Here is a 20,886-nt window from a genome sequence, read left to right on the forward strand (position 1 = left end):
GGGGGGGGGGGGGCGCGGCGGGACCCCGGCCGTTTCCCGGCCCGGCGGGACAGGCGGCTCTGCCGCCCGGGACGCGGTGACGGCGAACCTGGTCGGCAGGAAGCCACCGACCGGGGAAGGAACGCCATGGACATCCGCACGATCTCGCGCTTCGGCGCCGTCGCGACGCTCGCCGTCGCCGGCGTCGCCGCCGCGATCCCGCTCGTCGTCACCGAGAACGACGATGCGCCCGCCGCGCAGCAGTTCGACGCCTACGCCGCCCACTCGGGCGTCGCCGCCGCCTCCAACACCATGCTCGTCGCGCTCATCGCGCTCGTGCCCGCGATGGTCTTCGCCGGCCGGGTCGCCCGCCGCGGCGCGCCGAGGCTCGGCTACATCGGCGGCGCGTTGAGCGCCCTGGCGTGGCTGGCCGGGCTGATGAGCCTCGGGGGGCAGGGCATCGGCCTCTACGAGGGGTCCCGGCTGCCGGACCGGGCCGGCGCCGCCGCGCTGCTGGACGCGATGGCCGCGAACCCGGTGTACAACACCCTGCTTCTGATCTTCGTCCTCGGACACGTCGTGGGGATGGTCGTGCTCGGCATCGGCCTGTGGCGCTCGGGCGCGGTCGGCTGGTGGGTGGGTGCGCTGTTCATCCTGTACGTCGTGCTGCACACCGTCGGGCACGCGCTCGCCGCCGCCGTGGACGTGGCGTCCGGCTTCGTCCTCGCGTTGGCGCTGCTCGCCGTGGCCGTGCGGGTGGCCCGCACCCCGGACGCGGAGTGGGACCTCCCGGCGGGGCCGAGCCGAACGGCCGCCCGCGAAGCGCTCCCAGTGTGATGTCGCTCGGGGCCGGCGGTGGCGCACAATCGGGCGTGATGCGTCCGACGGTGCGCCCCGCCATCCGGACCGCGGTCGGTGTGGCCGCGGCCGCCGCCGTCGTGGGCGTCGCACTCATCGGCACCGGCGACCTCGGCTGGCTGTCGGTGATGCTGGTGCTCACCGGCGTCGTGTACCTCGCCGTGGCGTTCGTCGGCGCCGCGATCCTGCGCGCGAACCCCGGCAGCCGCACCGGCCTGATCTTCCTCGTCTCCGGGGTCGGCGCGCCGGTCGCCGGCTGCCTGCAGGCGGCCGCCGACGCCGCCGTGCACCGCGGGCACACCGAGCTCGCCGGCTGGGTGTACGCGGCGACGACGCCGTTCGCGCTCGTGGCCGTGCCGCTCGTCGCGACGTACGGCATCCTGCTCTTCCCCGACCGCGGCCTGGGCACGCGCCGCCGCCGCGCCCTGGCGTGGGCCTACGCGGCCGAGCTCGCGGTGCTGGCCGTGTGGGCGCTGCTGGCCACCGACGCGACCGACGTGCCCGGCGTGTCCAACCCGATCGGCGTGCCGGCCGCCAACGGCCTCGTGGTCAGCATCCTGGTCCTCGGCCCGCTGAGCCTGCTCGCGTGCGTCTCGCTGCGGCGGCACGCCCGCCGCGACACCGGCCCCTACGCGCCGGCGCTGCGCACCGCGGCCCGGGTCGCGTTCGTCGTGCCGGGCAGCTACATCGCCTGCGTCGTGGCCGGCATGACGACCGGCGCGACCGCGCCCGTTGCGATCCTCGAGAACTGCGCGGCGCTCGCCCTCGGCGTCGCCGCGTGGGCCGGGATCGCGCGCTACGGGCTGTTCGACACCCGGGCCGTGCTCAGCCGCGCCCTCGTGTACGGCGCGCTCAGCGTCGCGCTCGTCGCCGTGTACCTGCTCGTGGTCGTCGCGCTCGGCCTCGCCTTCGACGGGCTCGTGCCGCAGGTCGCCGCCGCCGTCGCCGCGGCGCTCGCCGTCCTGCCGCTGCGCGACCTCGCCCAGCGGCGGATCAACCAGCTCGTGTACGGGCTGCGCGACGACCCGGCCGCGGCGTTCGCGAGGCTCGGCGAGCGCCTCGACGCCGTCGGCGCGCCGGAGGAGATCCTGCCGGCCGCCGCGCGCACCGTCGCCGAGGCGTTGCGGCTGCGGTACGTCGGGATCGAGGCCGGCGGCGAGGTCCTCTGCCGGCACGGCCGCCTCGTGCCCGGCCCCACCGAACGCCTCCCGCTGCCGTTCGCCGGGGAGACCGTCGGCCACCTGGTCCTGCAGACCCGCGACGACGCCGGCCCGACCCCCGACGAGCGGCGGCTGCTGTCCGGCCTGACGCGCCAGGTCGCCGTCGCGGCCCGCGCCGTGGCGCTCACCCAGGCGCTGCAGGCCTCCCGGCAGCGGCTCGTCGCCGCCCGCGAGGAGGAGCGCCGCCGGCTGCGCCGCGACCTGCACGACGGCCTCGGCCCGACGCTGGCCGGCATCGCGCTGGGCATCGACACGGCGCGCCGGGCGGCCGGCGAGGGCCCGTCCGCGGACCTGCTCGCCACGCTGCGCACCGCCACCGAGGAGGCGGTCGGCGACGTGCGGCGCATCGTGTACGACCTGCGCCCGCCCATCCTCGACGAGCTCGGCCTCGCCGGCGCCGTGCGCGAGCAGGCGATCCGCCTCGGCGCCGCGGACATCGACGTGCCGGACACGCTCCCGGCGCTGCCCGCCGCGGTGGAGGTGGCCGCGTACCGCATCGCGGTCGAGGCGCTGACGAACGCCGCCCGCCACGCCCCCGGCAGCGCTGTCTCGGTCTCCCTGCGCGTCGACGGCCGCCTCGAGCTGTCCGTCGCCGACGGCGGCGCCGGCCTGCCCGACGGCTACCGCGCCGGCGTCGGCCTGCACTCCATGCGCGAGCGCGCCGCGGAGCTCGGCGGCCGCTGCGACGTGACCCGCCGCAGCCCGACCGGCACCCTCGTGACCGCCCGCATCCCACTGCCGTCCCCGGAGGGCTCGCCGTGACCGTCCGCGTGCTCGTCGCCGACGACCACCCGCTGTTCCGCCAGGGCCTGCGCTCCCTCATCGACGACTCGCCCGAGACGGAGCTGGCCGGGGTGGCCGCCGACGGCGCCGAGGCCGTCGCGGCCGCCCTGGCCGAGCGCCCGGACGTGGTCATCATGGACCTGCGGATGCCCGGCCTCGACGGCGTGGAGGCGACCCGGCGGATCGTCGCCGCCCTCCCGGACGTGGCGGTCCTGGTGCTCACGATGGTCGAGGAGGACGCGTCCATCTTCGCCGCGATGCGCGCCGGCGCCCGCGGCTACGTGCTCAAGGGCGCCGGCCCGGACACGATCCTGCGCTCCATCCTCGTCGTCGCCGCGGGCGAGGCCATCTTCGGCTCGGCGGTCGCGGCCCGCCTGACCCAGTTCTTCGCCGCCGGCCCGTCCGCGGGCGTCGCACCGTTCCCGGAGCTGACCGCCCGCGAGCGCGAGGTCCTGACCCTGATGGCGTCGGGCGCGAACAACGCCGCGATCGCGGCCCGCCTCGGCCTGACGGAGAAGACGGTCCGCAACAACGTCTCGAACGTCTTCGCGAAGCTCCGCGTCGCCGACCGCGCCGCCGCGGTGGCCCGCGCCCGCGACGCCGGCCTCGGCGCTGTTTCATAGCTCGCTGCGCTCGCCCGGGGGAGCTTCGCTCCACCCGAACCCCCTCAACAGCCTGCGGCGGCGCGTCCGGACGGCGAGCAGGTTCGCGGCCTAATACTCCAGCCCGGGTTCCTGCGTAGACGATCTGCGATGGTGGGAGAGTTCCCATGAGCAAGTGGGTTGAGGGGATGGCAAGGTGATGGTGTGTCTGGGTACCCGAAGGTGGCGCTGCTCGGCTATGTCGACGACGAAGTAATGCCGGACACGGTGGCGGGGCTGGAGCGTTTGGCCGCTCAGTTGCTTCAGTCGCGGGAGTGGGCCGGCGCGCCACCTGAGTTCGTCGACAACATCGACTCCGCTGGGGTGCGCACGTGTGGAGTGCTCTTGTGGTTGACGGACGTGCGCGCGTCTGGGGAGGTGACGGTGTCGGCTGAGTTGGACCGGCGCGAGCTGGCGGATGCGAAGTCTGTGGTCGATGCCTTGGCCGCGTTCTCTGGTCGTACGGGCGTGACTGTGGGTATCGAGTATGGGGGCGATTCGGTCGGGTGGATCGAGGCCGGTCGGCCGGATGAGGGGATCCGTGAGGGTCTGATCGGCGAGTGGGAGCGGGGGGTCGCTGGCTGAGCCGACAGTCACAGCTGCTGAGCCGTGTTTCGTAAGTGGCGTGGGCGGGGGTTGGTGGTGGTTGCCGTTGGGTCCATAAAGTGCCGTTCGTGGCAGTAGTGGCCGGTGTTCGTCGGCGTGGTCCGAACCGGGCTGCCGCGTGGAGCTATGACGGTCCGGTGTCGGTGTTGCGGCTGCCGCTTGATGTACATGATCCGTAGACGCGGCGGCATGTGGAGCGGGGTGTTTTCGGCGGCGTTCGCGGTCCGTCGGGCGGTGCAGCGCGACGCCCAGGCGCGGCTGGCCGCCTATCGTGCCGCGCATCACGAACGCGCCGTAGCGGGCCCGGCGGCGGTCCGGGACCGGCTGGGGTTGACCCTGCCCGGGCTGGAGCGTGCGGCGCGGCGTGCCGCGGCCGCCGGGTTGTCGCGGCGGGGCGGGGTGGACGTCAACGTGTCCAACCTCGCCGTCGTCTCCATCCCCACCACCGGCGTAGCCGCCGACGGGTTGCGTGCCACGTGTGTGGCGAGGTCCGGCCCGGACGCTGATCGGCTGGCCGCCGAGCGGTTGCGGCAGCGGCGGCGGAACCGGGCGTTGCAGCGTTCCCGGCGGGCCGCCAACCCACACCAGTACCAGCTCTCGGCCCGGCAACAGCACAGGGCCGACCGCCGCCGCGCAGCAGGCCCGCCCCCGGTCACCGTGACCACACCGACCGGCCCGCGCATCGCCACCGCGGCGGGTGTGCCGGTGCAGGCCTACCGCCGCGACCAGCTGTCCGCCGGCTACCGGCGGCTGCGAGCCCAGACGGCCGCCGACGGCGCGGCCCGGACCCGGGCCGGCCGGACCCGCGCCCAGATCGTCGCCGCTACCATCGTCGCCACCCACGGCGCGGAGCTGGTTATCGAAGCCGCGGACCTGCGCGCATGGGCGGCGCGGTGGGGCCGCGGCCTGCACGCCTTCACCCCCGGCATGTTGGTGGCCGCGCTGCGCCACGAGACCAGCAAGGTCGCCGCGCTCGGCGGCGGAGCCGGCCTGGTCCGGGCCGGGACCCGGCACACCGCCTGGACCCAGCACTGCCTCTGCGGCACCCGGACCCCCAAACAGCTGCGCCACCGCCGGCACCACTGCACCACCTGCGGGCTGGCCGGGGGCCGCGACCTCATGGCCGCCCTCGTATGCCGCGTTGGCCTCACCGCGAACCTCGATGATGCCGTGAACAGGGCGCAGACATAGCGCTCGTTCGAGCGTTCCGTCCGCACCCAGACCGCGAAGCCGAGGAAGTCCGAGACGCCCGGCCAGGCACTATGCCGCGTTGCCTGCTGGGAGCGTCATCAGCAGGGTGCGGGCCCGTCGCCGCCTGCGACGCAGAGCGACGATCAGCGCAGCAGGGAACGCCAGGAAGAACCCGGCCAACAGCCAGCACCACGGGTTGTAGACGATGGCGAGGAACACCGACATGAGCGTGGACAAGCCGGCGACGACGGCGACCCGCCACGGGTTGGTTCTTCGGCCGAGCTGGTTGCGGGCGAACGCGAGGGCGACATCTCGTTTCCGTGGCTCGCTCGGCAGTTGCCCGGATCGCAGCGCCGCCAAGGCCGCCGTTCGCTCGTCATCGCTGGCCGGCCGGCCACCGGCCACGAAGGCCCGCCGGAACTGGTTCCTGCCCCACGCCGCCATGAAGGCGCCCATCAAGATGCCCTGGATCATCCCAGGCAGGACGGACCAGATGGCACGAGTGTGGAGGTACCAGAAGACCGACCAGACGACGCACCAGACCGACATGTTGACGACGGCCCGCGCCAGTTCCCGTCGGCGGATGTCCATGGCCCGAAGGTAGCCCGACGTCGCTCATCCACGCCGTGAACTTTCCGCGAACCATCGGCCGGCTGACGTGTCCCCCGTGCGAGCTACACGGGACTGTCCACCGTGCGGGGACGTTCGTGGTGGGGGTTCGGTCATAGCGTTCATGCATGACTTTCGTTGGATCGCCGTGGCGAGTCGGGACGCGGCTGCTCGTGATGGTTCCGGTGTTCTTCGTGGTGCTGATCGCCTCGGCGGGGCTGGCCTCGGTGGCGGGCTCGAACGCGCTCGCCGCGCTCCTCGTCGGGGTGGCTACGGCGGCGGGTGGGCTCATGGTGTACCGCATGATGGTCCGCCGGCTCGAGAAGCGCGACGCCGCCGAGGCCGACTGGGGCGGGCTCGTGCCGGGGGTGCTGCGCGGCGCCGGGCTCGGCGTCGGGCTGTTCGCGGTCACCATCGGGATCATCGCGCTGTTCGGGGGCTACCGGATCGACGGGTGGGGATCGTTCCTCGGTGCGCTCGCCACGCTCGGGACGATGACCGGGGCGGCCGTTGCCGAAGAGCTGCTGTTCCGCGGGGTGCTGTTCCGGCTGCTGCAGGAGTGGGCCGGCACCGCGGTCGCGCTCGTGCTCTCCGGCGCGCTGTTCGGGGCGCTGCATCTGCTCAATCCGGGTGCGACGCTGTGGGGGGCGCTCGCGATCGCGGCCGAGGCGGGGGTGCTGCTCGGCGCCGCGTATACCGTCACCCGGACGCTGTGGGTGCCGATCGGGCTGCATCTGGGGTGGAACTTCGCCGAGTCCGGTCTCTTCGGTACCGCGGTGTCGGGCTCCGGCGCCGAACCGCACGGGCTGCTGCGCGGGGCGAGCGAAGGGGCGGCGGCGATCAGCGGCGGGGCGTTCGGGCCCGAAGGGAGCGTGTTCGCCATCCTCGTCGGCGGGGTCGCGGCGGCGCTGCTGCTGCGGGTCGCGCAGCGGCGGGGGCGCATCGTGCGCTTCAGCGGCCGGTGACCGGCTACGCTGCGGGCGTGCTGCGGCTGCCGGTTCTCTCGTCGCGGGGCGCGATGGTCCGCGACGGGCTGCTCGGCGCCGCGCTCGCCGGCCTCGCGTTCCTGCCGCCGCTGGCCGGCAACGGCACGCGGCTCGGGGAGCTGCCGCACCGGCCCGCCGACGCGCTCGCCGTGCTCGCCGCGCTCGCGCAGACGCTGCCGCTGGTCTGGCGGCGGCGGTGGCCGGCCGCGTGCCTCGCTATCGTGGCGGGCGGGTTCGCGGTGCAGGAGCTGCGCGGGTACGCCACGTTCGCGAGTGTCGGGGTGCTCGTCGCGCTGTACAGCGCCGGCGCGCACCAGCGCGACCATCGGCGGGCGGTCGGTGCCGGTGCCGTAGTCGCCTACGCCGGTCTGGCGGTCGCGCTGCACGCCGCCGGGTCCGGCGCGCAGGTGGTCGACTTCGTCGTCTTCGGGCTGTGCCTGGCCGCGTGCTGGCTCGCCGGGGCGTGGATGCGCGGCTGGCGGGCCGCCGCCGCCGAGCGGCAGCGGGACGCCGCCGCGCATGAGCGGGCCCGGATCGCCCGGGAGCTGCACGACGTCATCACCCACCACGTCACCGCGATGGTGGTGCAGGCCGACGCCGCGCCCTACCTTGCGGCCGACCCCGAGCGGCTCGGCGAGAGCCTCACCGCGATCAGCGACACCGGGCGGCGGGCCCTCGGTGAGCTGCGCGACCTGCTCGGCGTCCTCGACCCGGACCGGGTCGCGCCCGAGGGAGACCGGCCCACCCTCGGCTCGCTCGGCGAGCTCGTCGCCCGGACCCGGGCCGCCGGCCAGCCGGTCGAGCTCGTCGAGCGGGGGCGGCCGCGCGGGCTCGGCTCCGGCCGCGAGCTGGCCGCCTACCGGGTGGTGCAGGAGGCGCTGACCAACGCGATGAAGTACGCCGCGGGCCGCCCCACCGTCGTCCGGCTCGAGCATCGCGACGACGGCGTGCACATCGACGTCACCTCCGCCGGCGGCGGGGGCACGGCCGCCGCGGTCGGCGGGTCCGGGCGCGGGCTGGCCGGGTTGCGCAACCGGGTCGAGGTCTTCGGCGGCGAGCTGTCCGCCGGGCCGGCGCCCGGCGGCGGGTTCACCGTCGCCGCGCGCATCCCGGCGGGAGACCCGGCGTGATCCGGGTGCTCGTCTGCGACGACCAGGCCCTGGTGCGCACCGGGTTCGTCACGATCCTCGACGCCCAGCCCGGCATCGAGGTCGCCGGCGAGGCGAGCGACGGGCGGGCCGCCGTCGACCTGGCCCGCCGGATACGGCCCGACGTCGTCGTCATGGACATCCGCATGCCTGTGCTCGACGGGATCGAGGCCACCCGCCTGCTGGCCGGGCCCGGCGTGCCCGACCCGGTGAAGACCCTCGTGGTCACCACGTTCAACCTCGACGAGTACGTGTACCGGGCCCTGCGCGCCGGTGCGAGCGGCTTCCTGCTCAAGGACGCCACCCCGGCCCAGCTCATCGCCGGCGTGCGCACCGTGGCCGCGGGCGAGGCGCTGCTCGCCCCCGAGGTCACGCGCCGGCTCATCGGCCGCTACGCCGCCCGCGTCCGCCCCGCCGCCGCACCGCCCGGCGCCGCGCCCCAGCTGGCGCCTCGAGAGCTGGAGGTGCTGCGGCTGATCGCCACCGGGCAGTCCAACGCCGAGATCGCCGCCACCCTCGTCATCAGCGCCGAGACCGTGAAGACGTACGTCTCGCGGATCCTCACCAAGCTGGACCTGCGCGACCGGGTGCAGGCGGTCGTGTACGCGTACCGAAACGGCCTCGCCGACCCCAACTGACCTGGTGAAACGGGTCACCAAACGAGCTCGCGCGCGGCCCGGCGGCTATTCTTGGGGCGGCGGCGCGATCCGTGCCCGCCCCGGACGAGGGTGTGTCGTACCCGGCCTGTCAAGACGACCGCACGAAGGTGGTGCCGTCGTCATGGCGTGGCTCGTTCTGGTTGTCTCCGGTCTGTTCGAAGCGGTGTGGGCGATCGCGCTCGGCCGTTCGGCCGGCTTCACGCGCCCGGTCCCCACGACCGTCTTCGCCGTCGCCCTGGTCGCCAGCATGATCGGCCTGGGGTACGCACTGCGCACGCTCCCGGTCGCCACCGGCTACGCGGTGTGGGTCGGCATCGGCGCGACGGGCACCGCCCTCGCGGGCATGCTGCTGCTCGGCGAGACCGCGAGCCTCCTGCGCATGCTGTCCCTGCTGCTCGTGGTGGCCGGCGTCATCGGCCTGAAGGTCTTCCACTAAGGCCTGTTTCGTAGTCCGTTGTGTTCGTATTGAAACAGTCCGGGTGTGCGTCTCGTCGCTCCAGCGCGGTCCCTGTGTGGGTCTCGTCCGGGGTTGTCGGGGGCACCGTTGCGGTAGTTCGCCGAGTACGCCGGCCCCGGCCATCATGGCCGGGGCTGCGCGGCGGCCGCCGCGCACCTACGCATGTGCGTTGGTGGGGGCGGTGGTGTCCGGTTGACTCGGTCACGGCTCCTTGCAGCCGTTCATTGATGACATCCACGCCGTAGACGGCGAGGGTGGTTCGGGCAGCGGGCCAGTCGATACGGGCCGGTCGAGCGGCTCAGTCTGGACGTTCAGTGCATGCGCACGGAAGGACAGGCGGTCGCGGGTCAGGGTCAGGCGACCACCGATGGCCTCTGCACCGCGCCACAGATTGGCTCTGGCACCCACCAGGACACCGCTGTCGTCTGTCATGTGACCATCGTCGGGCTTGCCGGTCCCACAAGCTAGTGCGACGGTGGAGCCCGGTCCCGACGACGGTCCAATCCGAGTCAATGACGACCAGACGGCCGTCGAGGTGCGGGATTCCGCGTGGATTCCTCGCCGCCCGACGCCAGCGTGGTCCTGCACCGCTACAGGCGATACTGGCTCAAGAAGAGCAGACCACGAACACCCAATGATCGTCTAGCGGGAGCTGTCACGCATCATGTGACACTGATCCGTAACGACACACCGGTTGACGCGCGACACTCCTGCGAGTGTTGGTGGAGTAGACCCTGACGCAACGGCGGTATCGCACCGTAATCGGCGGAACCTAGTTGACCGCGATCTGTACTGGTTCCCGCTCGCGATACTTTACGGCGACCACTCGGCCACCATCGGCCCGGAACTGGGCGGAGAAGAACACCCCTTCCGCGAGCCTCTTCGGCTTGCTGCAATCCGTATCCGGGCCGTTCGAGCACAGCCACAGGCCTTCTTTTCCCCGTGCCGGGCGCTCACCGCTATGGCGCCGGAGTCGGTCAGCGCCAACGCATGCGGCGAGCTGAATCCGCCGGGCAGCACCCGGACGGTTTGCCGGACGAGATCGTGGACCACGACGAACCACTCACCGTCGAACTCCGGCACACCGGTACACCACCCGTCGCAACGGTGTGCGAAGAACGCTAGGTGCTGCCCGTTGGGGATGATCGCGATTCGGCTGGCCAGCGCATGGGCGGCGCAGCCGGACCCGCCGGGTGGCGGCAGCTCGGAGGCCAGCGACACCGACCCGCCAGGCATCGGCACCGTGAGCGCCAACGGTTGCACGTTCCCATCGCTGTCCAGCCGGCCGATGCCGGGACATCCGCTCGCGTACCCCACAAATGCCGCCCCAGCGGGCTCGGACCAGACACCGTCCTCGATCGAAACGGCGGCTTCGCCAGGATCGGCAACGATGGCGGCCAGCTGCTCCACGCGGCCGGTTGACCACTCCAGCGAGACGAACCGCACGGCGCGCGGAGCAGACAATCCGTTACGCTCTGCCTCCAGCTGGACCTCACCCCACTCGCCGCAGACGACGGTCAGGCCCACCCGGCCGCTCGAAAGCGGGAAGGTCGACAAAATCCTGTCAGGCTGGCAGTACTCGAACGGCACCCGCCGAAGCTTCCCCCCGGCCGCACCCGAGTACAGCGTGGCCGGGCGTTCGCTGAGCTCCGTCGCCGCCACGACGCTGCCGTCAGGTGCCCAACCGGCAACCGTCAGGACCTCACCGAAGCCCGGCTTCGAGCAGGCCGCCAGGCATGTCACCACAGCCGCCAGCGCCACCACGGGCGCCCACCCGCCAGCACGGGCCGCGTGAGTCGTCACGGGCGGATCATCTCAGGGACTCCCCGCACCAACCGCAACCCATACGACACCAGGCTCCGCGATTGTGGCGTTACGGATCAAATGGAGCCCGACACACCGGTTGACGCGCCGTGCCCGGATGCTGTCAGCGGTCGAAGATCCAGACACCGCCCGGACCGGAGCGCGGTGCCCGCCCGCTTCCCTGGCTGCGCCCGCCGAGCACGGACAGGATCGTGGTGAGGGCCAGGCCGGTCAGAGCCGCAATCCACAGAGGTCGCGCAGCCCCGACCTCGCCGGATGTCTCCGGGTCGACCCAGTTGTGACGGTCCACAACGACGGTCACCCTCTCGCCGCGGTCGAACTCTGGATCGTCTTCCGACAGATGCCCGGGTATCGGACGCTGCTGATCGTCCACCAGGACATAGTGGTACGTCGTCGAGCCGTGGGAGCCGCGCGTCACCGAGACACCTGTCACGACCGCCTCGATCCGATCGCCGTGCCAGGACAGGACGGAAGAGTGTGCCGCCAGGCCGGTACAAATCACGAACACCGCGGCGGCGAGCACGCCACCTATCTGGATCCAGCCGTTGTACCAGACAAGTTGCTGGCCCACGACGAACGCGGCCACCAGGAGCACCACCACCGCAATCGCCGGCAATTCGCCCGGCAGGCGAGCAAATGGCATCGCGGCGGCCCCGAGCCCCGCAACGACGTACAGCCCCAGGATCACAGCCGCCTTGGTGACAGCAGTACGCGGACGGTGCAGCACACGAGCCACGGTACGAGTCCGGATCAACCGCGTTGGCCCGAAGGAGGGCGCCCGCCTTGTCGGATGTCCGAGGTACGTCATCCTGGTCTTACGTGCGGGCGGGGACCTGGGAGGCGCTACGTCGGCGGCTGTGCGCGGTGCCCGGCCCGGAGCAGCGGCACGGCCTGACCGAGCAGGTTTGGAGCGAACGCCGATTCGGCGGTTGTTGCACCGTTCCACCGCGACGCCCTCGATGGCAGGGTAGGCGCCATGTCGCGCATCGTGTCCCGTGTCATCACCGCCACCATCCCGGGCCGGCCGGCGGCGGTCCGCGCCTGGTACCTGGACCTGACGAACCTGCGCCGGGTCCACCCGCTCATCGTCGCAGTGCGCCAGGTCGGCACGGCCCTCGCCGCGGACGGTACGGCGATCACCGATTACCTTGTCACCGACCGGATGGTCGTGGCGGGCCTGCGGATCCGCTTCACCTACCGGGTACAGATCTCCGCGCCACCCGAAGGTCCGATCGCCACGCTCGCGCGTCAGGCGCCGCGAATCCGCCTGGTCGGGCAGGTGACGTTCACCCCGACCGGCGACGCGACCACCATCCAGGAAACGCTGACCATCCACGCGCCATGGCCGCTGCGGCGGCTCGTTGCCACCGAAGCCGAACAGGCACACAGCCGCATGTTCGCCGCCATGGCCGCGTTGTTCGCCACCGGAGCGGACTTGTAGGCCCTGTCATCCGGCCTCGCACGGCGCCGCCGACACCGACGGTCGACGCGAGCCCCTGGCCGGCGCTGCCGCCGGCCAGGGGGCTCCCCGACGAAGTCAGGCGGGCGGGACCACCGCGCCGGTTCGAACCCTGTGGGAGCACCCAGGAGAAGTGGTTCAGCCGGCCGGGATGCCGAGTTGGTCGAGGCGGCTGGTTTCGAGGTGGGCGACGTCGCCGCCCGTGCAGCCCCGCCGCGGGGAGGCGGCTCGGCGGTCAGGGCGTCGGGAGCAGGCGGATGGTGAGCGGGGCGGCCTTGGGGCCGACGACGGGGCCGACGTAGCTGGGGCCGAAGCGGTCGTACTTCGCGTGGTAGGCGGCGTCGATCGCGGCGTTGGCCTCGGGGGTGGACTCGGCGAAGGTGACGTCGCGCTCCGAGCCGCCGGCGCGGATGCGGCCGGTGCCGCTGGCCTTCGCGCGGCGGTACCACGGGTTGTCCGGGCCGTTCGCCGAGCGTACGTACAGGTCGTCGCCGACGCGGACCACCCAGATGGTGACGTACGGGCGGAGGGTCGCGTCGGGGCGGCGGGAGGACAGCTGCAGCTCCTCGGCGTCACCCACGCGGTTGAGGTCTTCGTCGGTCCACGTTGGCATGTCGCACCTGCTCTCGTCGCGCGGTCCGTGGTGGCTACCCCGGCGGCGGCGGTCCAATCTCCGCGGCGCGAACGTCGAGGCGGTGGCGGCCGCCGGCGCCGCTGGGAACAGCGACGTGCACATGAGCACGACGACGAGGAGACGTCGCATCATGCGGCGTACGCTACGAATCCTTTCGATGCTCCTGAAGCGTTTTCGAAAGGCCGCCCCGTCAGGAGGCGGAGCCGGGCGGGCGCTGCTTCAGCTTCACCGTCACTTCGACGGTGGCCTCGCCGGTTGCGGTCAGCAGCGCCTCGACGGCCTTGCCGGCGCCGAGGACCGCCTTCACGCCGAACTTCAGCTCGACGTCGCCGATGTCGAACGAGCCGGCCCGCACCGTCGCGCCGTCCGCGGCGTCCGCGCCGGCCCGGCGTACGATGCCCGCCACGACGCCGGTCAGGACGGTCGCAACCTCCAGGCCGACCGCCGTCGCCGCGGTGCGCAGGGCCTGGTCGCCCAGGACCGCGATGCGGCGGGCGGTGCCGGCGCGGTGCTCCCCGCGGTACCCCGAAGCCGGCACGTGCCCCGTCTCGTCCAGCTCGTCCAGGTCGTCGCCGACCGGCGTGGCCTCCTCGAGCAGCACGCCCACCCGCACCTCGTCGATCTCGAACCCGTCCTCCATCGAACCCCTCCCACGCGCGGCCACCGGCCGCACCCTAACCAAGGCCGGGCATTGAGCGACTCCACCGTCCGGCCGACCCGGTTCCGCCGGTGATTGCGGAACACGGCTGTCCGTGACTCGGGGCATGATCGATGGTCATGAGAACTCAGGTGACGTTCGACTGCGCCGACCCGCACTCGCAGGCAGCGTTCTGGGCACAGGTGTTCGGCACCGTCGTCGAGGACCACTCCGCGCTCGTCGACCGGCTGGTCGCCGAAGGGCGCATCCCGGCGGAGGATCGGGTCGAGGTCGGCGGGCGATCCGCGTTTCGTGACGTGGCCGCGTGCGCCGACCCGCAGGGGGTCGAGCCGCGGCTGTTCTTCCAGCGGGTGCCCGAGGGCAAGCTCGTCAAGAACCGGGTGCACCTGGACATCGACGTCGAGGAGGAGCGCAAGCTCGCCGAGGTCGACCGCCTCACCGGCCTCGGCGCCCGCCTGGTCGCCACGGCGGCGGACCGCGGGCCGATCGCCTACGTGATGCAGGACCCGGAGGGCAACGAGTTCTGCCTGCACTAGATTGCGGCGGCGAGGGCCGCCCGCAGCGCCCGCACGGCCGGGTGGCCGGCGCGGCCGCGGCGCACCGCGGTCAGGATGCGCCGGTGCGCCTGGGTCTTCGGCAGCGGGCGCGTGGCGACGGTGGGGCGGCGGCCGTTCCAGGCGAGGTCGGGCACGAACGCGGCGGCGTGCCCGGCTTCGACCAGGCAGATGTGCAGCAGCAGGTCGCTGGTCTCGTACCGGACGTCCGGTTCGAAACCCGCCTTCCGGCACACGGTGACGGCCCAGGCGCGGGCCGCGGTGCCGGCCGGCTCCATCACCCACGGGTGCTCGGCGAGCTCGCGCAGGGCGGCCTGGCTGCGCGTGGTGCGCAGCCCGGTCGGGTGCGCGAGGCGGATCGGGTCGGCGAGCAGGTCCTCGACGTCGAGCTCGGCAGGGCGGGGCTGGGGGCTGTCCGGGTACTCCTCGGCGATGACCAGGTCGAAGTCCCGCGCCAGCAGGGCGGGCAGGGCGTGCTCGGGCTCGGCCTCGGTGAGGTGCACCCGCAGCCCGGGGTGGCGCCCGGCCAGGGTGGTGATCGCCGGGGGCAGCAGCGCCAGGGCCGCGGTCTGGAACGCGGCGACGCGCACCACGCCGGCCACGCGGGCGGTGGATGCGGCGACGTCGGCCTGTGCCCGCTCGAGCTGCTCGAGGATCCGCTCGGTGTGCGCGACGAGGATCTCGGCCTGCGGGGTGAGCCGCACCCGCCGCCCGGCCGGCTCCAGCAGCGCGACGCCGGCCTCCGCCTCGAGCTGCGACAGCTGCTGGGAGACCGTCGACGGGCTGTAGGACAGCGCCTCGGCCACCGCCGCGAGCGTGCCGCGGTGTGCGAGCTCGCGCAGCAGGCGCAGGCGGCGAAGGTCCAGCATCCGGCCTCTTTCCGATCATTCGGTACACCCGAACGGTACCCCTCGGAAACATTCGCTGGACAGACGGATGTGCCTGGCCCGAGGCTGTGCGGCATGAGCGACCAGGTGCGCCAATGGCGCCACGACCTGCACCGCATCCCCGAGGTCGGCTTCGCGGAGCACCGCACCGGCGACTACCTCGCCGCCGCGCTGGCCGGCCTGGGTCTCGACGTCGTGCGCGGCGTCGGCGGCACCGGCCTCGTCGCCACGCTGCGCGGCGGTGACGGCCCCGCGATCGGCCTGCGCGCCGACATGGACGGCCTGCCGCTGACCGAGCGCGGCGACCGCGCGTACCGCTCGAGCCACGACGGCGTCATGCACGCCTGCGGCCACGACGGGCACATGGCGATGCTGCTCGGCGCCGCGAGCGTCCTCGCTGCCGAGGGTGGCTTCGGCGGTTCCGTGCACCTGATCTTCCAGCCCGCGGAGGAGCACGGCCGCGGCGCGCGGGCGATGATCGCCGACGGCCTGTTCGAGCGCTTCCCCGTCGAGGCGATCCACGGCGTGCACAACATGCCCGGCCACGCGGCGGGCGCGCTCGCCACGCGCACCGGCGCCATCATGGCCGGCGAGGACAACTTCGAGATCCGCATCGCCGGCCGCGGCGGCCACGCGGCCCGCCCGCAGATGGTCGTCGACCCGATCGTGATCGCCGCCGAACTGGTCCTCGCGCTGCAGACGATCGTGTCGCGCTCGCTGGACCCCGCCGCCCCCGCGGTCGTCTCCTGCACCGAGATCACCACCGACGGCGCCCGCAACGCCATACCCGGCGAGGCCGTGATCCGCGGCGACACCCGCAGCTTCGACCCCGAGGTGTCGGCGCTGATCGAGCAGCGCATGCGCGAGCTGGCCACCGGCATCGGCTCGGCGCACGCAGCGACGGCCACGGTGACGTACACGCGCGAGTTCGAGCCCACCGTCAACGCACCCGCCGCCGTGGCCGCGGGCTTGGCCGCCGCCCGTGCGACCGTGCCGGACGACCGGGTCGACCCCGACGTTCCACAGTGGACGGCCAGCGAGGACTTCGGCGTGTTCGCGCGGGAGGTGCCCGGCTGCTTCGTCCTGCTCGGCACCGGCGAGTCGGCGACACCGCTGCACAGCCCGGACTACGACTTCAACGACGAGGTCCTCGACGTCGGCGTCCGCTACTACGTCAACCTGGTCCGGTCCGCGTGACCTCCGCGGCGGTGAACCCGTCGCGCGACCCCGCCTGGTCGTGCCGGCCGGCTCCGGCCGAGGTCCGCGCGTTCCACCGCGCCCTGCCCGGCTACGCGCCGACCCGACTGGCCGACCTGCCGGCCCTCGCCCGTTCGCTGGGCGTGGCCCGCCTGCTCGCCAAGGACGAGTCGAACCGCCTCGGCCTGCCGGCGTTCAAGGCGCTGGGCGCGTCCTGGGCCGTGCACCGCGCCGTCGAACGCGCCCAGGGCCAGGGCCCCCTGACGATCGTCACCGCGACCGACGGCAACCACGGCCGCGCGGTGGCCCGCTTCGCCCGCCACCTCGGCCACCGGGCCGAGATCTTCGTCCCGCAGACCATCCCGCCGGCGGCGGTGCACGCGATCGCCGCCGAGGGCGCCGCCGTCACCCGGATCGCGGGGGACTACGACGCAGCGGTACACGCCGCAGCCCGCGAGTCCGGCCGCTGCGGCGCCCTGCTCGTCCAGGACACCGCGTGGCCCGGCTACGAGGAGGTCCCCGGCTGGATCGTCGACGGCTACTCGACCCTGTTCGCCGAGCTGGACGAGCAGCTGCGCGCGGCCGGCGCCCGCCCCGACGTGGTCCTCGTCCCCACCGGCGTCGGCTCCCTGCTGCAGGCCGCCCTGACCCACTACCGCGCCGGCCCGTCGGCGTCGCCGACCGCGGTGGTCAGCGTGGAGCCCGGCTCGGCCGCCTGCGTCCTGGCGAGCGTCACGGCCGGCCACCCGGTCACCGTCCCCACGTCGGCGACGAACATGGCCGGCCTGAACTGCGGCACCGTGTCGTCCCTGGCCTGGCCGCACATCGAGCGCGGCCTGGACGCCTGCGTCGCGGTCGACGACTCCGCCGCGGCGCGGGCGGCCCATGACCTGTCCGCATACGGCGTCGACGCCGGCCCGTGCGGCGCCGCACCCCAGGCCGCACTGCGCCACCCGGCCTTCCCGCTGCCCCTGACCCCGGCCACGACGGTCGTCCTGCTGATCACGGAGGGCAGCGCGGCGGCGTGAGGAGGGAGGCGGGCGTGACGCGGGCCCGTGCGGTGCCAGGGTGGTGATCCGTCCAGCCTCGGTGTGGAGCGCATCGAACCCGCAGCGGCACGCGGTGAACCGGGCAGCGCAGCGCAGGCCGGTGCCCGCGCAGCGGGCATGGGGGGTGTGGGGTGGGAACCCCCCCACCGTAGTTGGGGGAACTGTCAAGTATTGACAGAATTTCGTGTTCGCGGGAATCTTCATGAGCGTCGATTTCGGCGGTCGGCGGCCGTTCACCGTTGATCGCTAGGAGCGACGTGAAAAGGCTGCTCTGCTCTGCCCTCGGCGCGGTCTGTGCCGCCGCCATCGCCGTCACCGCCGTCGGCGCGCCCGCTCGCGCCGCCGTGCCCGCCGACCTGACCACGCTGGTCAATCCCATGATCGGCACGCAGAAGGAAGGGAACACCTTTCCCGGTGCGGCGCTGCCGTTCGGGATGGTGCAGGTCAGCCCGGACACGGGGTGGGGGACCGGGTACAACTACGACCAGACCAAGATCTGGGGGTTCTCCCAGACGCACCTGTCGGGCGTCGGGTGTCCCGTCGCCGGCGAGGTGCCGCTCATGCCGACCGTCGGGGCCGTGAGCACCAGCGACCCCAACACCTACGGGCAGACGCTCAACCACGCCCAGGAGCAGGCGACGCCCGGCTACTACCGGATCGGGCTGCCCAACGGGGTCACCACCGAGCTGACCGCGACGCTGCGCAGCGGCTGGCAGCGGTACACCTTCCCGTCCGGCACCCAGTCCAACGTGCTGTTCAATACGGCGCAGGCGCGCGGGCAGACGACCGGCGCGAGCACCACCTCGGTGTCCATTGTGGGCAGTGACACGGTCGAAGGGTCGACGACCGTCTCCGGGTTCTGCGGGCCGTCGCCGACGTCGCACACCGTGTACTTCACGGCACAGTTCAGCCGGGCGTTCGCCTCGTTCGGCACGTGGTCGGGCTCGACGTTCACGAGCGGGTCGCGCGCCTCCAGCGGCAGCGGTGCCAAGGGCGGCTGGGTGCGCTTCGACACCACGTCCAACGCGGCCGTGACGGTGAAGGTGGGCATTTCCTACACCGGGCTGGCGGGGGCGCGGGCCAACCTGTCCGCGGAGACGTCCGCCGCCGGGTTCAACTTCGACACGGTACGCCAGGCCGCACACGACACCTGGAACACCAAGCTGCACAAGGTCGAGGTCGACGGCGGCACCACGGACCGCCAGGTCGCCTTCTACACGTCGCTGTACCACTCCCTGCTGCACCCCAACCTCGCCGGCGACGTCGACGGCAGCTACCGCGGCTTCGACAACGCCGTGCACACCGCGTCGGGGTACACGCCGTACCAGACGTTCTCGCTGTGGGACACCTACCGGGCCCAGAACCAGCTTGTGGCGATGCTCGAGCCGCAGGTGGCGCGGGACTCCGCGCTGTCGCTGCTCGCCGTGGACCGCGAGCTCGGGTGGCTGCCGCGCTGGGCGCTGGACAACACCGAGACCAACACCATGACCGGGGACCCGGTGACGCCGTTCCTGGTGGACCTGTGGGCGCGCGGGCTGCTCAACGGATACGAGGAGCAGTTCTACACGGCGCTGCGCAAGAACGCGTTCGGCACGCCGCCGGCGAGCACCGGGCTCAACGGGCGCAACGGCAACCCGTACTACACCGCGCTCGGGTACGTGCCGACCGGCGTCACGTGCAACCCGGTCAACCAGTTCGACCACGACTGCCAGTACCCGAGCTCGGCGACGCTGGAGTACGCGGCGGCGGACTCGAGCCTGGCCATCATGGCGCGGGCGCTCGGGCACACCGCCGACGCCGACCAGCTGGCCGCGCGCGGGCAGAACTACCGCAACCTCTTCGACCCGTCGATCGGGTTCTTCCGGCCGCGTAACGCCAACGGGGTCTTCGCCCCGACGTACTCGCCGACCGACGGCGCGCACACGTTCCACGAGGCCGGCGCGTACCAGTACCAGTGGCTCGTACCGCAGGACCCCGACGGCCTGGTGACGCTGCTGGGCGGCAAGAGCGCGGCCAACACCCGGCTCGACCAGTTCTTCGCCTACAGCGACCTGCTCGCCGACCCGTCGGGCACGGCGCACAACAAGTGGGTCAACGGCGCCTACGACTACTACAGCTTCACGACGTACAACCCGAACAACGAGCCGGACCTGCTGGCGCCCTACACCTACCTGTGGACGGGCCAGCCCTACAAGACCGCGACGGTACTGCGGGCCGCCTACACCCTGTTCGCCAACGGCCCCAACGGCGTGACCGGCAACGACGACCTCGGCACGATGTCGGCGTGGTACGTGTTCAGCTCGCTCGGCCTGTACCCGCTGATGAACGGCGCGAACTTCTACGGGGTGAGCACGCCGCAGTTCCCCTCGGCGAAGCTCACGGTGGGATCGTACGGCTCGCAGCAGGGCGGTACCGTCACCATCACCGCTGCCGGGGTGAGCGACGCGAACCGGTACATCGGCTCGGCCACCCTCGGCGGCACGGCCTTCACCCGCACCTGGCTCTCCCAGGCCGACCTGGCACACGGCGCCTCCCTCGCCTACACGGTGACGGGCACGCCGGGCTCCTGGGGCACCGGCGCGGGTGACACCCCGCCGTCGTCGAACCACACGACGCCGCCGGCGGCCCAGCCGAACCTGGCGCAGGGCCGCGCGGCGACGGGCTCGGCCGCCTGCGCGACGAACGAGGGACCGGACAAGGCGGTCAACGGCAGCGTCACCGGCGGCAACACCGACAAGTTCTGCTCCGCCGCCGGGCCGTCGTGGCTGCAGGTCGACCTCGGCTCGGCGCAGACGCTGACCCGCCTGGTCGTCAAGCACGCCGGTGCCGGCGGCGAGCAGGCCGCGTTCAACACCAAGGCGTTCACCATCCAGCTGTCCACGGACGGCAGCACCTGGCAGACGCCGGTCACGGTCACCAACAACGCCGACCCGGTGACCACGCACCAGATCGCGGCGACGAGCGCACGCTACGTGCGGCTCAACGTCACCACGCCCACGCAGAACAGCGACACCGCGACCCGCATCTACGAGCTGGAGGCGTACGGCAGCGGCGGCACCGGGCCGACGAACCTGGCCCTGAACCGCCCGGCCACCGGCACGACCGCGTGCGCGGCGAGCGAGGGTCCGGACAAGGCGGTCAACGGCAGCGTCAGCGGCGGCAACGCCGACAAGTTCTGCTCGCTGGTCGCCGGCGCCTGGCTGCGCGTCGACCTCGGCTCGTCGCGGGCGATCAGCCGCTTCGAGGTGGCGCACGCGCAGGCCGGCGGGGAGCCGGCGACGTACAACACCAAGGCGTTCAACATCGAGGTGTCCAATGACGGCACGACCTGGACCCGGGTCGTCGACGTCACGGGCAACACGGCGGCGAGCACCACCCACCCCGTCAGCGGCGTTTCGGGGCGTTATGTCCGGCTCAACGTCGTGACGCCGACGCAGAACACCGATACCGCGACCCGGATTTACGAACTGCGCGTATACGGGTGAGT

21 protein-coding genes and 1 riboswitch are annotated in these 20,886 nt (G+C 73.0%); of the genes, 14 read left to right on the forward strand and 7 right to left on the reverse strand.

The window, feature by feature from the left end; genetic code table 11:
- Nucleotides 1-126 precede the first annotated feature (126 nt).
- The 5 genes from ABD901_RS51970 to ABD901_RS51990 all read left to right on the forward strand — a co-directional run bounded on the left by ABD901_RS51970 (nt 127) and on the right by ABD901_RS51990 (nt 5,278).
- On the forward strand, nt 127-816 hold the full coding sequence (locus ABD901_RS51970) for a hypothetical protein (protein ID WP_345141737.1): 690 nt from the start codon (nt 127-129) through the stop codon (nt 814-816).
- A 38-nt stretch (nt 817-854) separates the two neighbouring features.
- Nucleotides 855-2,819: a sensor histidine kinase gene (locus tag ABD901_RS51975; RefSeq protein ID WP_345141740.1), complete on the forward strand. Its 1,965-nt coding sequence runs from the start codon at nt 855-857 to the stop codon at nt 2,817-2,819.
- Nucleotides 2,816-3,463, forward strand: a complete 648-nt coding sequence (locus ABD901_RS51980; RefSeq protein ID WP_345141742.1) for a response regulator transcription factor — start codon at nt 2,816-2,818, stop codon at nt 3,461-3,463. Before ABD901_RS51975 ends, ABD901_RS51980 begins: the two co-directional genes overlap by 4 nt.
- Nucleotides 3,464-3,646: 183 nt before the next feature.
- Nucleotides 3,647-4,066 (forward strand): hypothetical protein, encoded by a 420-nt coding sequence (locus ABD901_RS51985; RefSeq protein ID WP_345141745.1) that lies wholly within the window; start codon nt 3,647-3,649, stop codon nt 4,064-4,066.
- A 189-nt stretch (nt 4,067-4,255) separates the two neighbouring features.
- The gene (locus tag ABD901_RS51990) at nt 4,256-5,278 is read left to right on the forward strand and encodes a hypothetical protein (RefSeq protein WP_345141747.1); all 1,023 of its coding nucleotides are present in this window, start codon (nt 4,256-4,258) and stop codon (nt 5,276-5,278) included.
- Nucleotides 5,279-5,347: 69 nt separating this feature from the next.
- On the opposite strand, the gene ABD901_RS51995 is transcribed toward ABD901_RS51990, so the two are convergent.
- Complete coding sequence (locus ABD901_RS51995) at nt 5,348-5,869, reverse strand: hypothetical protein (RefSeq protein ID WP_345141750.1); 522 nt, start codon at nt 5,867-5,869, stop codon at nt 5,348-5,350.
- Nucleotides 5,870-6,063: 194 nt separating this feature from the next.
- Between ABD901_RS51995 and ABD901_RS52000 the strand changes: the two genes are divergently transcribed.
- The 4 genes from ABD901_RS52000 (at nt 6,064) to ABD901_RS52015 (ending at nt 9,116) form a co-directional block, all read left to right on the forward strand.
- A complete protein-coding gene (locus tag ABD901_RS52000) occupies nt 6,064-6,852 on the forward strand; it encodes a CPBP family intramembrane glutamic endopeptidase (protein ID WP_345141881.1) in 789 nt (262 codons plus the stop codon).
- A 53-nt stretch (nt 6,853-6,905) separates the two neighbouring features.
- Nucleotides 6,906-8,003, forward strand: a complete 1,098-nt coding sequence (locus tag ABD901_RS52005; RefSeq protein ID WP_425556848.1) for a sensor histidine kinase — start codon at nt 6,906-6,908, stop codon at nt 8,001-8,003.
- Entirely contained in the window at nt 8,000-8,659 is a 660-nt protein-coding gene (locus ABD901_RS52010) for a response regulator transcription factor (RefSeq protein ID WP_345141756.1), read from the forward strand. Before ABD901_RS52005 ends, ABD901_RS52010 begins: the two co-directional genes overlap by 4 nt.
- A gap of 56 nt (nt 8,660-8,715) precedes the next feature.
- Nucleotides 8,716-8,784, forward strand: a riboswitch (guanidine-III (ykkC-III) riboswitch).
- A 17-nt stretch (nt 8,785-8,801) separates the two neighbouring features.
- The gene (locus ABD901_RS52015; protein ID WP_345141759.1) at nt 8,802-9,116 is read left to right on the forward strand and encodes a DMT family transporter; all 315 of its coding nucleotides are present in this window, start codon (nt 8,802-8,804) and stop codon (nt 9,114-9,116) included.
- A 222-nt stretch (nt 9,117-9,338) separates the two neighbouring features.
- Here the strand turns inward: ABD901_RS52015 and ABD901_RS52020 are convergent, their stop codons facing one another.
- From ABD901_RS52020 to ABD901_RS52030, 3 genes are all read right to left on the reverse strand, one after another.
- Nucleotides 9,339-9,569, reverse strand: coding sequence for a hypothetical protein (locus tag ABD901_RS52020; RefSeq protein WP_345141762.1), 231 nt, complete (start codon nt 9,567-9,569; stop codon nt 9,339-9,341).
- Between the two features lie 381 nt (nt 9,570-9,950).
- Nucleotides 9,951-10,901, reverse strand: a complete 951-nt coding sequence (locus tag ABD901_RS52025) for a hypothetical protein (protein ID WP_345141765.1) — start codon at nt 10,899-10,901, stop codon at nt 9,951-9,953.
- A gap of 163 nt (nt 10,902-11,064) precedes the next feature.
- Nucleotides 11,065-11,688 carry a hypothetical protein gene (locus ABD901_RS52030; protein WP_345141768.1) on the reverse strand — a complete coding sequence of 208 codons (624 nt, stop codon included), beginning with the start codon at nt 11,686-11,688 and terminating at the stop codon, nt 11,065-11,067.
- A 249-nt stretch (nt 11,689-11,937) separates the two neighbouring features.
- Between ABD901_RS52030 and ABD901_RS52035 the strand changes: the two genes are divergently transcribed.
- Nucleotides 11,938-12,402: an SRPBCC family protein gene (locus tag ABD901_RS52035; RefSeq protein WP_345141770.1), complete on the forward strand. Its 465-nt coding sequence runs from the start codon at nt 11,938-11,940 to the stop codon at nt 12,400-12,402.
- A 253-nt stretch (nt 12,403-12,655) separates the two neighbouring features.
- Here the strand turns inward: ABD901_RS52035 and ABD901_RS52040 are convergent, their stop codons facing one another.
- Both ABD901_RS52040 and ABD901_RS52045 read right to left on the reverse strand, forming a co-directional pair.
- On the reverse strand, nt 12,656-13,186 hold the full coding sequence (locus tag ABD901_RS52040; RefSeq protein ID WP_345141773.1) for a DUF2255 family protein: 531 nt from the start codon (nt 13,184-13,186) through the stop codon (nt 12,656-12,658).
- A gap of 58 nt (nt 13,187-13,244) precedes the next feature.
- Nucleotides 13,245-13,694 (reverse strand): hypothetical protein, encoded by a 450-nt coding sequence (locus ABD901_RS52045; RefSeq protein WP_345141776.1) that lies wholly within the window; start codon nt 13,692-13,694, stop codon nt 13,245-13,247.
- A gap of 131 nt (nt 13,695-13,825) precedes the next feature.
- Between ABD901_RS52045 and ABD901_RS52050 the strand changes: the two genes are divergently transcribed.
- Nucleotides 13,826-14,248 carry a VOC family protein gene (locus tag ABD901_RS52050; protein WP_380135489.1) on the forward strand — a complete coding sequence of 141 codons (423 nt, stop codon included), beginning with the start codon at nt 13,826-13,828 and terminating at the stop codon, nt 14,246-14,248.
- Here the strand turns inward: ABD901_RS52050 and ABD901_RS52055 are convergent.
- A complete protein-coding gene (locus ABD901_RS52055; RefSeq protein ID WP_345141782.1) occupies nt 14,245-15,135 on the reverse strand; it encodes a LysR substrate-binding domain-containing protein in 891 nt (296 codons plus the stop codon). The genes ABD901_RS52050 and ABD901_RS52055 overlap by 4 nt on opposite strands.
- Before the next feature lie 93 nt (nt 15,136-15,228).
- On the opposite strand from ABD901_RS52055, the gene ABD901_RS52060 reads away from it, so the two are divergent.
- The 3 genes from ABD901_RS52060 (at nt 15,229) to ABD901_RS52070 (ending at nt 20,884) form a co-directional block, all read left to right on the forward strand.
- Complete coding sequence (locus ABD901_RS52060; RefSeq protein ID WP_345141785.1) at nt 15,229-16,350, forward strand: amidohydrolase; 1,122 nt, start codon at nt 15,229-15,231, stop codon at nt 16,348-16,350.
- A complete protein-coding gene (locus ABD901_RS52065) occupies nt 16,347-17,378 on the forward strand; it encodes a pyridoxal-phosphate dependent enzyme (protein WP_345141788.1) in 1,032 nt (343 codons plus the stop codon). The genes ABD901_RS52060 and ABD901_RS52065 overlap by 4 nt, the downstream gene beginning before the upstream one ends.
- A 278-nt stretch (nt 17,379-17,656) precedes the next feature.
- A complete protein-coding gene (locus ABD901_RS52070; protein ID WP_345141791.1) occupies nt 17,657-20,884 on the forward strand; it encodes a GH92 family glycosyl hydrolase in 3,228 nt (1,075 codons plus the stop codon).
- Nucleotides 20,885-20,886 lie beyond the last annotated feature (2 nt).

This window comes from Dactylosporangium darangshiense, from assembly GCF_039537565.1.
GTDB classification, from domain to species: domain Bacteria; phylum Actinomycetota; class Actinomycetes; order Mycobacteriales; family Micromonosporaceae; genus Dactylosporangium; species Dactylosporangium darangshiense.

What these genes read in the sequence shown, in the direction of transcription:
- ABD901_RS51970 (WP_345141737.1), top strand. Translation starts at nt 127, where the DNA reads ATGGACATCCGCACGATCTCGCGCTTCGGCGCCGTCGCGACGCTCGCC.
- ABD901_RS51975 (WP_345141740.1), top strand. Translation starts at nt 855, where the DNA reads ATGCGTCCGACGGTGCGCCCCGCCATCCGGACCGCGGTCGGTGTGGCC.
- ABD901_RS51990 (WP_345141747.1), top strand. Translation starts at nt 4,256, where the DNA reads ATGATCCGTAGACGCGGCGGCATGTGGAGCGGGGTGTTTTCGGCGGCG.
- ABD901_RS51995 (WP_345141750.1), bottom strand. Translation starts at nt 5,869, where the DNA reads ATGGACATCCGCCGACGGGAACTGGCGCGGGCCGTCGTCAACATGTCG.
- ABD901_RS52000 (WP_345141881.1), top strand. Translation starts at nt 6,064, where the DNA reads ATGGTTCCGGTGTTCTTCGTGGTGCTGATCGCCTCGGCGGGGCTGGCC.
- ABD901_RS52005 (WP_425556848.1), top strand. Translation starts at nt 6,906, where the DNA reads ATGGTCCGCGACGGGCTGCTCGGCGCCGCGCTCGCCGGCCTCGCGTTC.
- ABD901_RS52015 (WP_345141759.1), top strand. Translation starts at nt 8,802, where the DNA reads ATGGCGTGGCTCGTTCTGGTTGTCTCCGGTCTGTTCGAAGCGGTGTGG.
- ABD901_RS52020 (WP_345141762.1), bottom strand. Translation starts at nt 9,569, where the DNA reads ATGACAGACGACAGCGGTGTCCTGGTGGGTGCCAGAGCCAATCTGTGG.
- ABD901_RS52035 (WP_345141770.1), top strand. Translation starts at nt 11,938, where the DNA reads ATGTCGCGCATCGTGTCCCGTGTCATCACCGCCACCATCCCGGGCCGG.
- ABD901_RS52040 (WP_345141773.1), bottom strand. Translation starts at nt 13,186, where the DNA reads ATGATGCGACGTCTCCTCGTCGTCGTGCTCATGTGCACGTCGCTGTTC.
- ABD901_RS52045 (WP_345141776.1), bottom strand. Translation starts at nt 13,694, where the DNA reads ATGGAGGACGGGTTCGAGATCGACGAGGTGCGGGTGGGCGTGCTGCTC.
- ABD901_RS52050 (WP_380135489.1), top strand. Translation starts at nt 13,826, where the DNA reads ATGGTCATGAGAACTCAGGTGACGTTCGACTGCGCCGACCCGCACTCG.
- ABD901_RS52055 (WP_345141782.1), bottom strand. Translation starts at nt 15,135, where the DNA reads ATGCTGGACCTTCGCCGCCTGCGCCTGCTGCGCGAGCTCGCACACCGC.
- ABD901_RS52060 (WP_345141785.1), top strand. Translation starts at nt 15,229, where the DNA reads ATGAGCGACCAGGTGCGCCAATGGCGCCACGACCTGCACCGCATCCCC.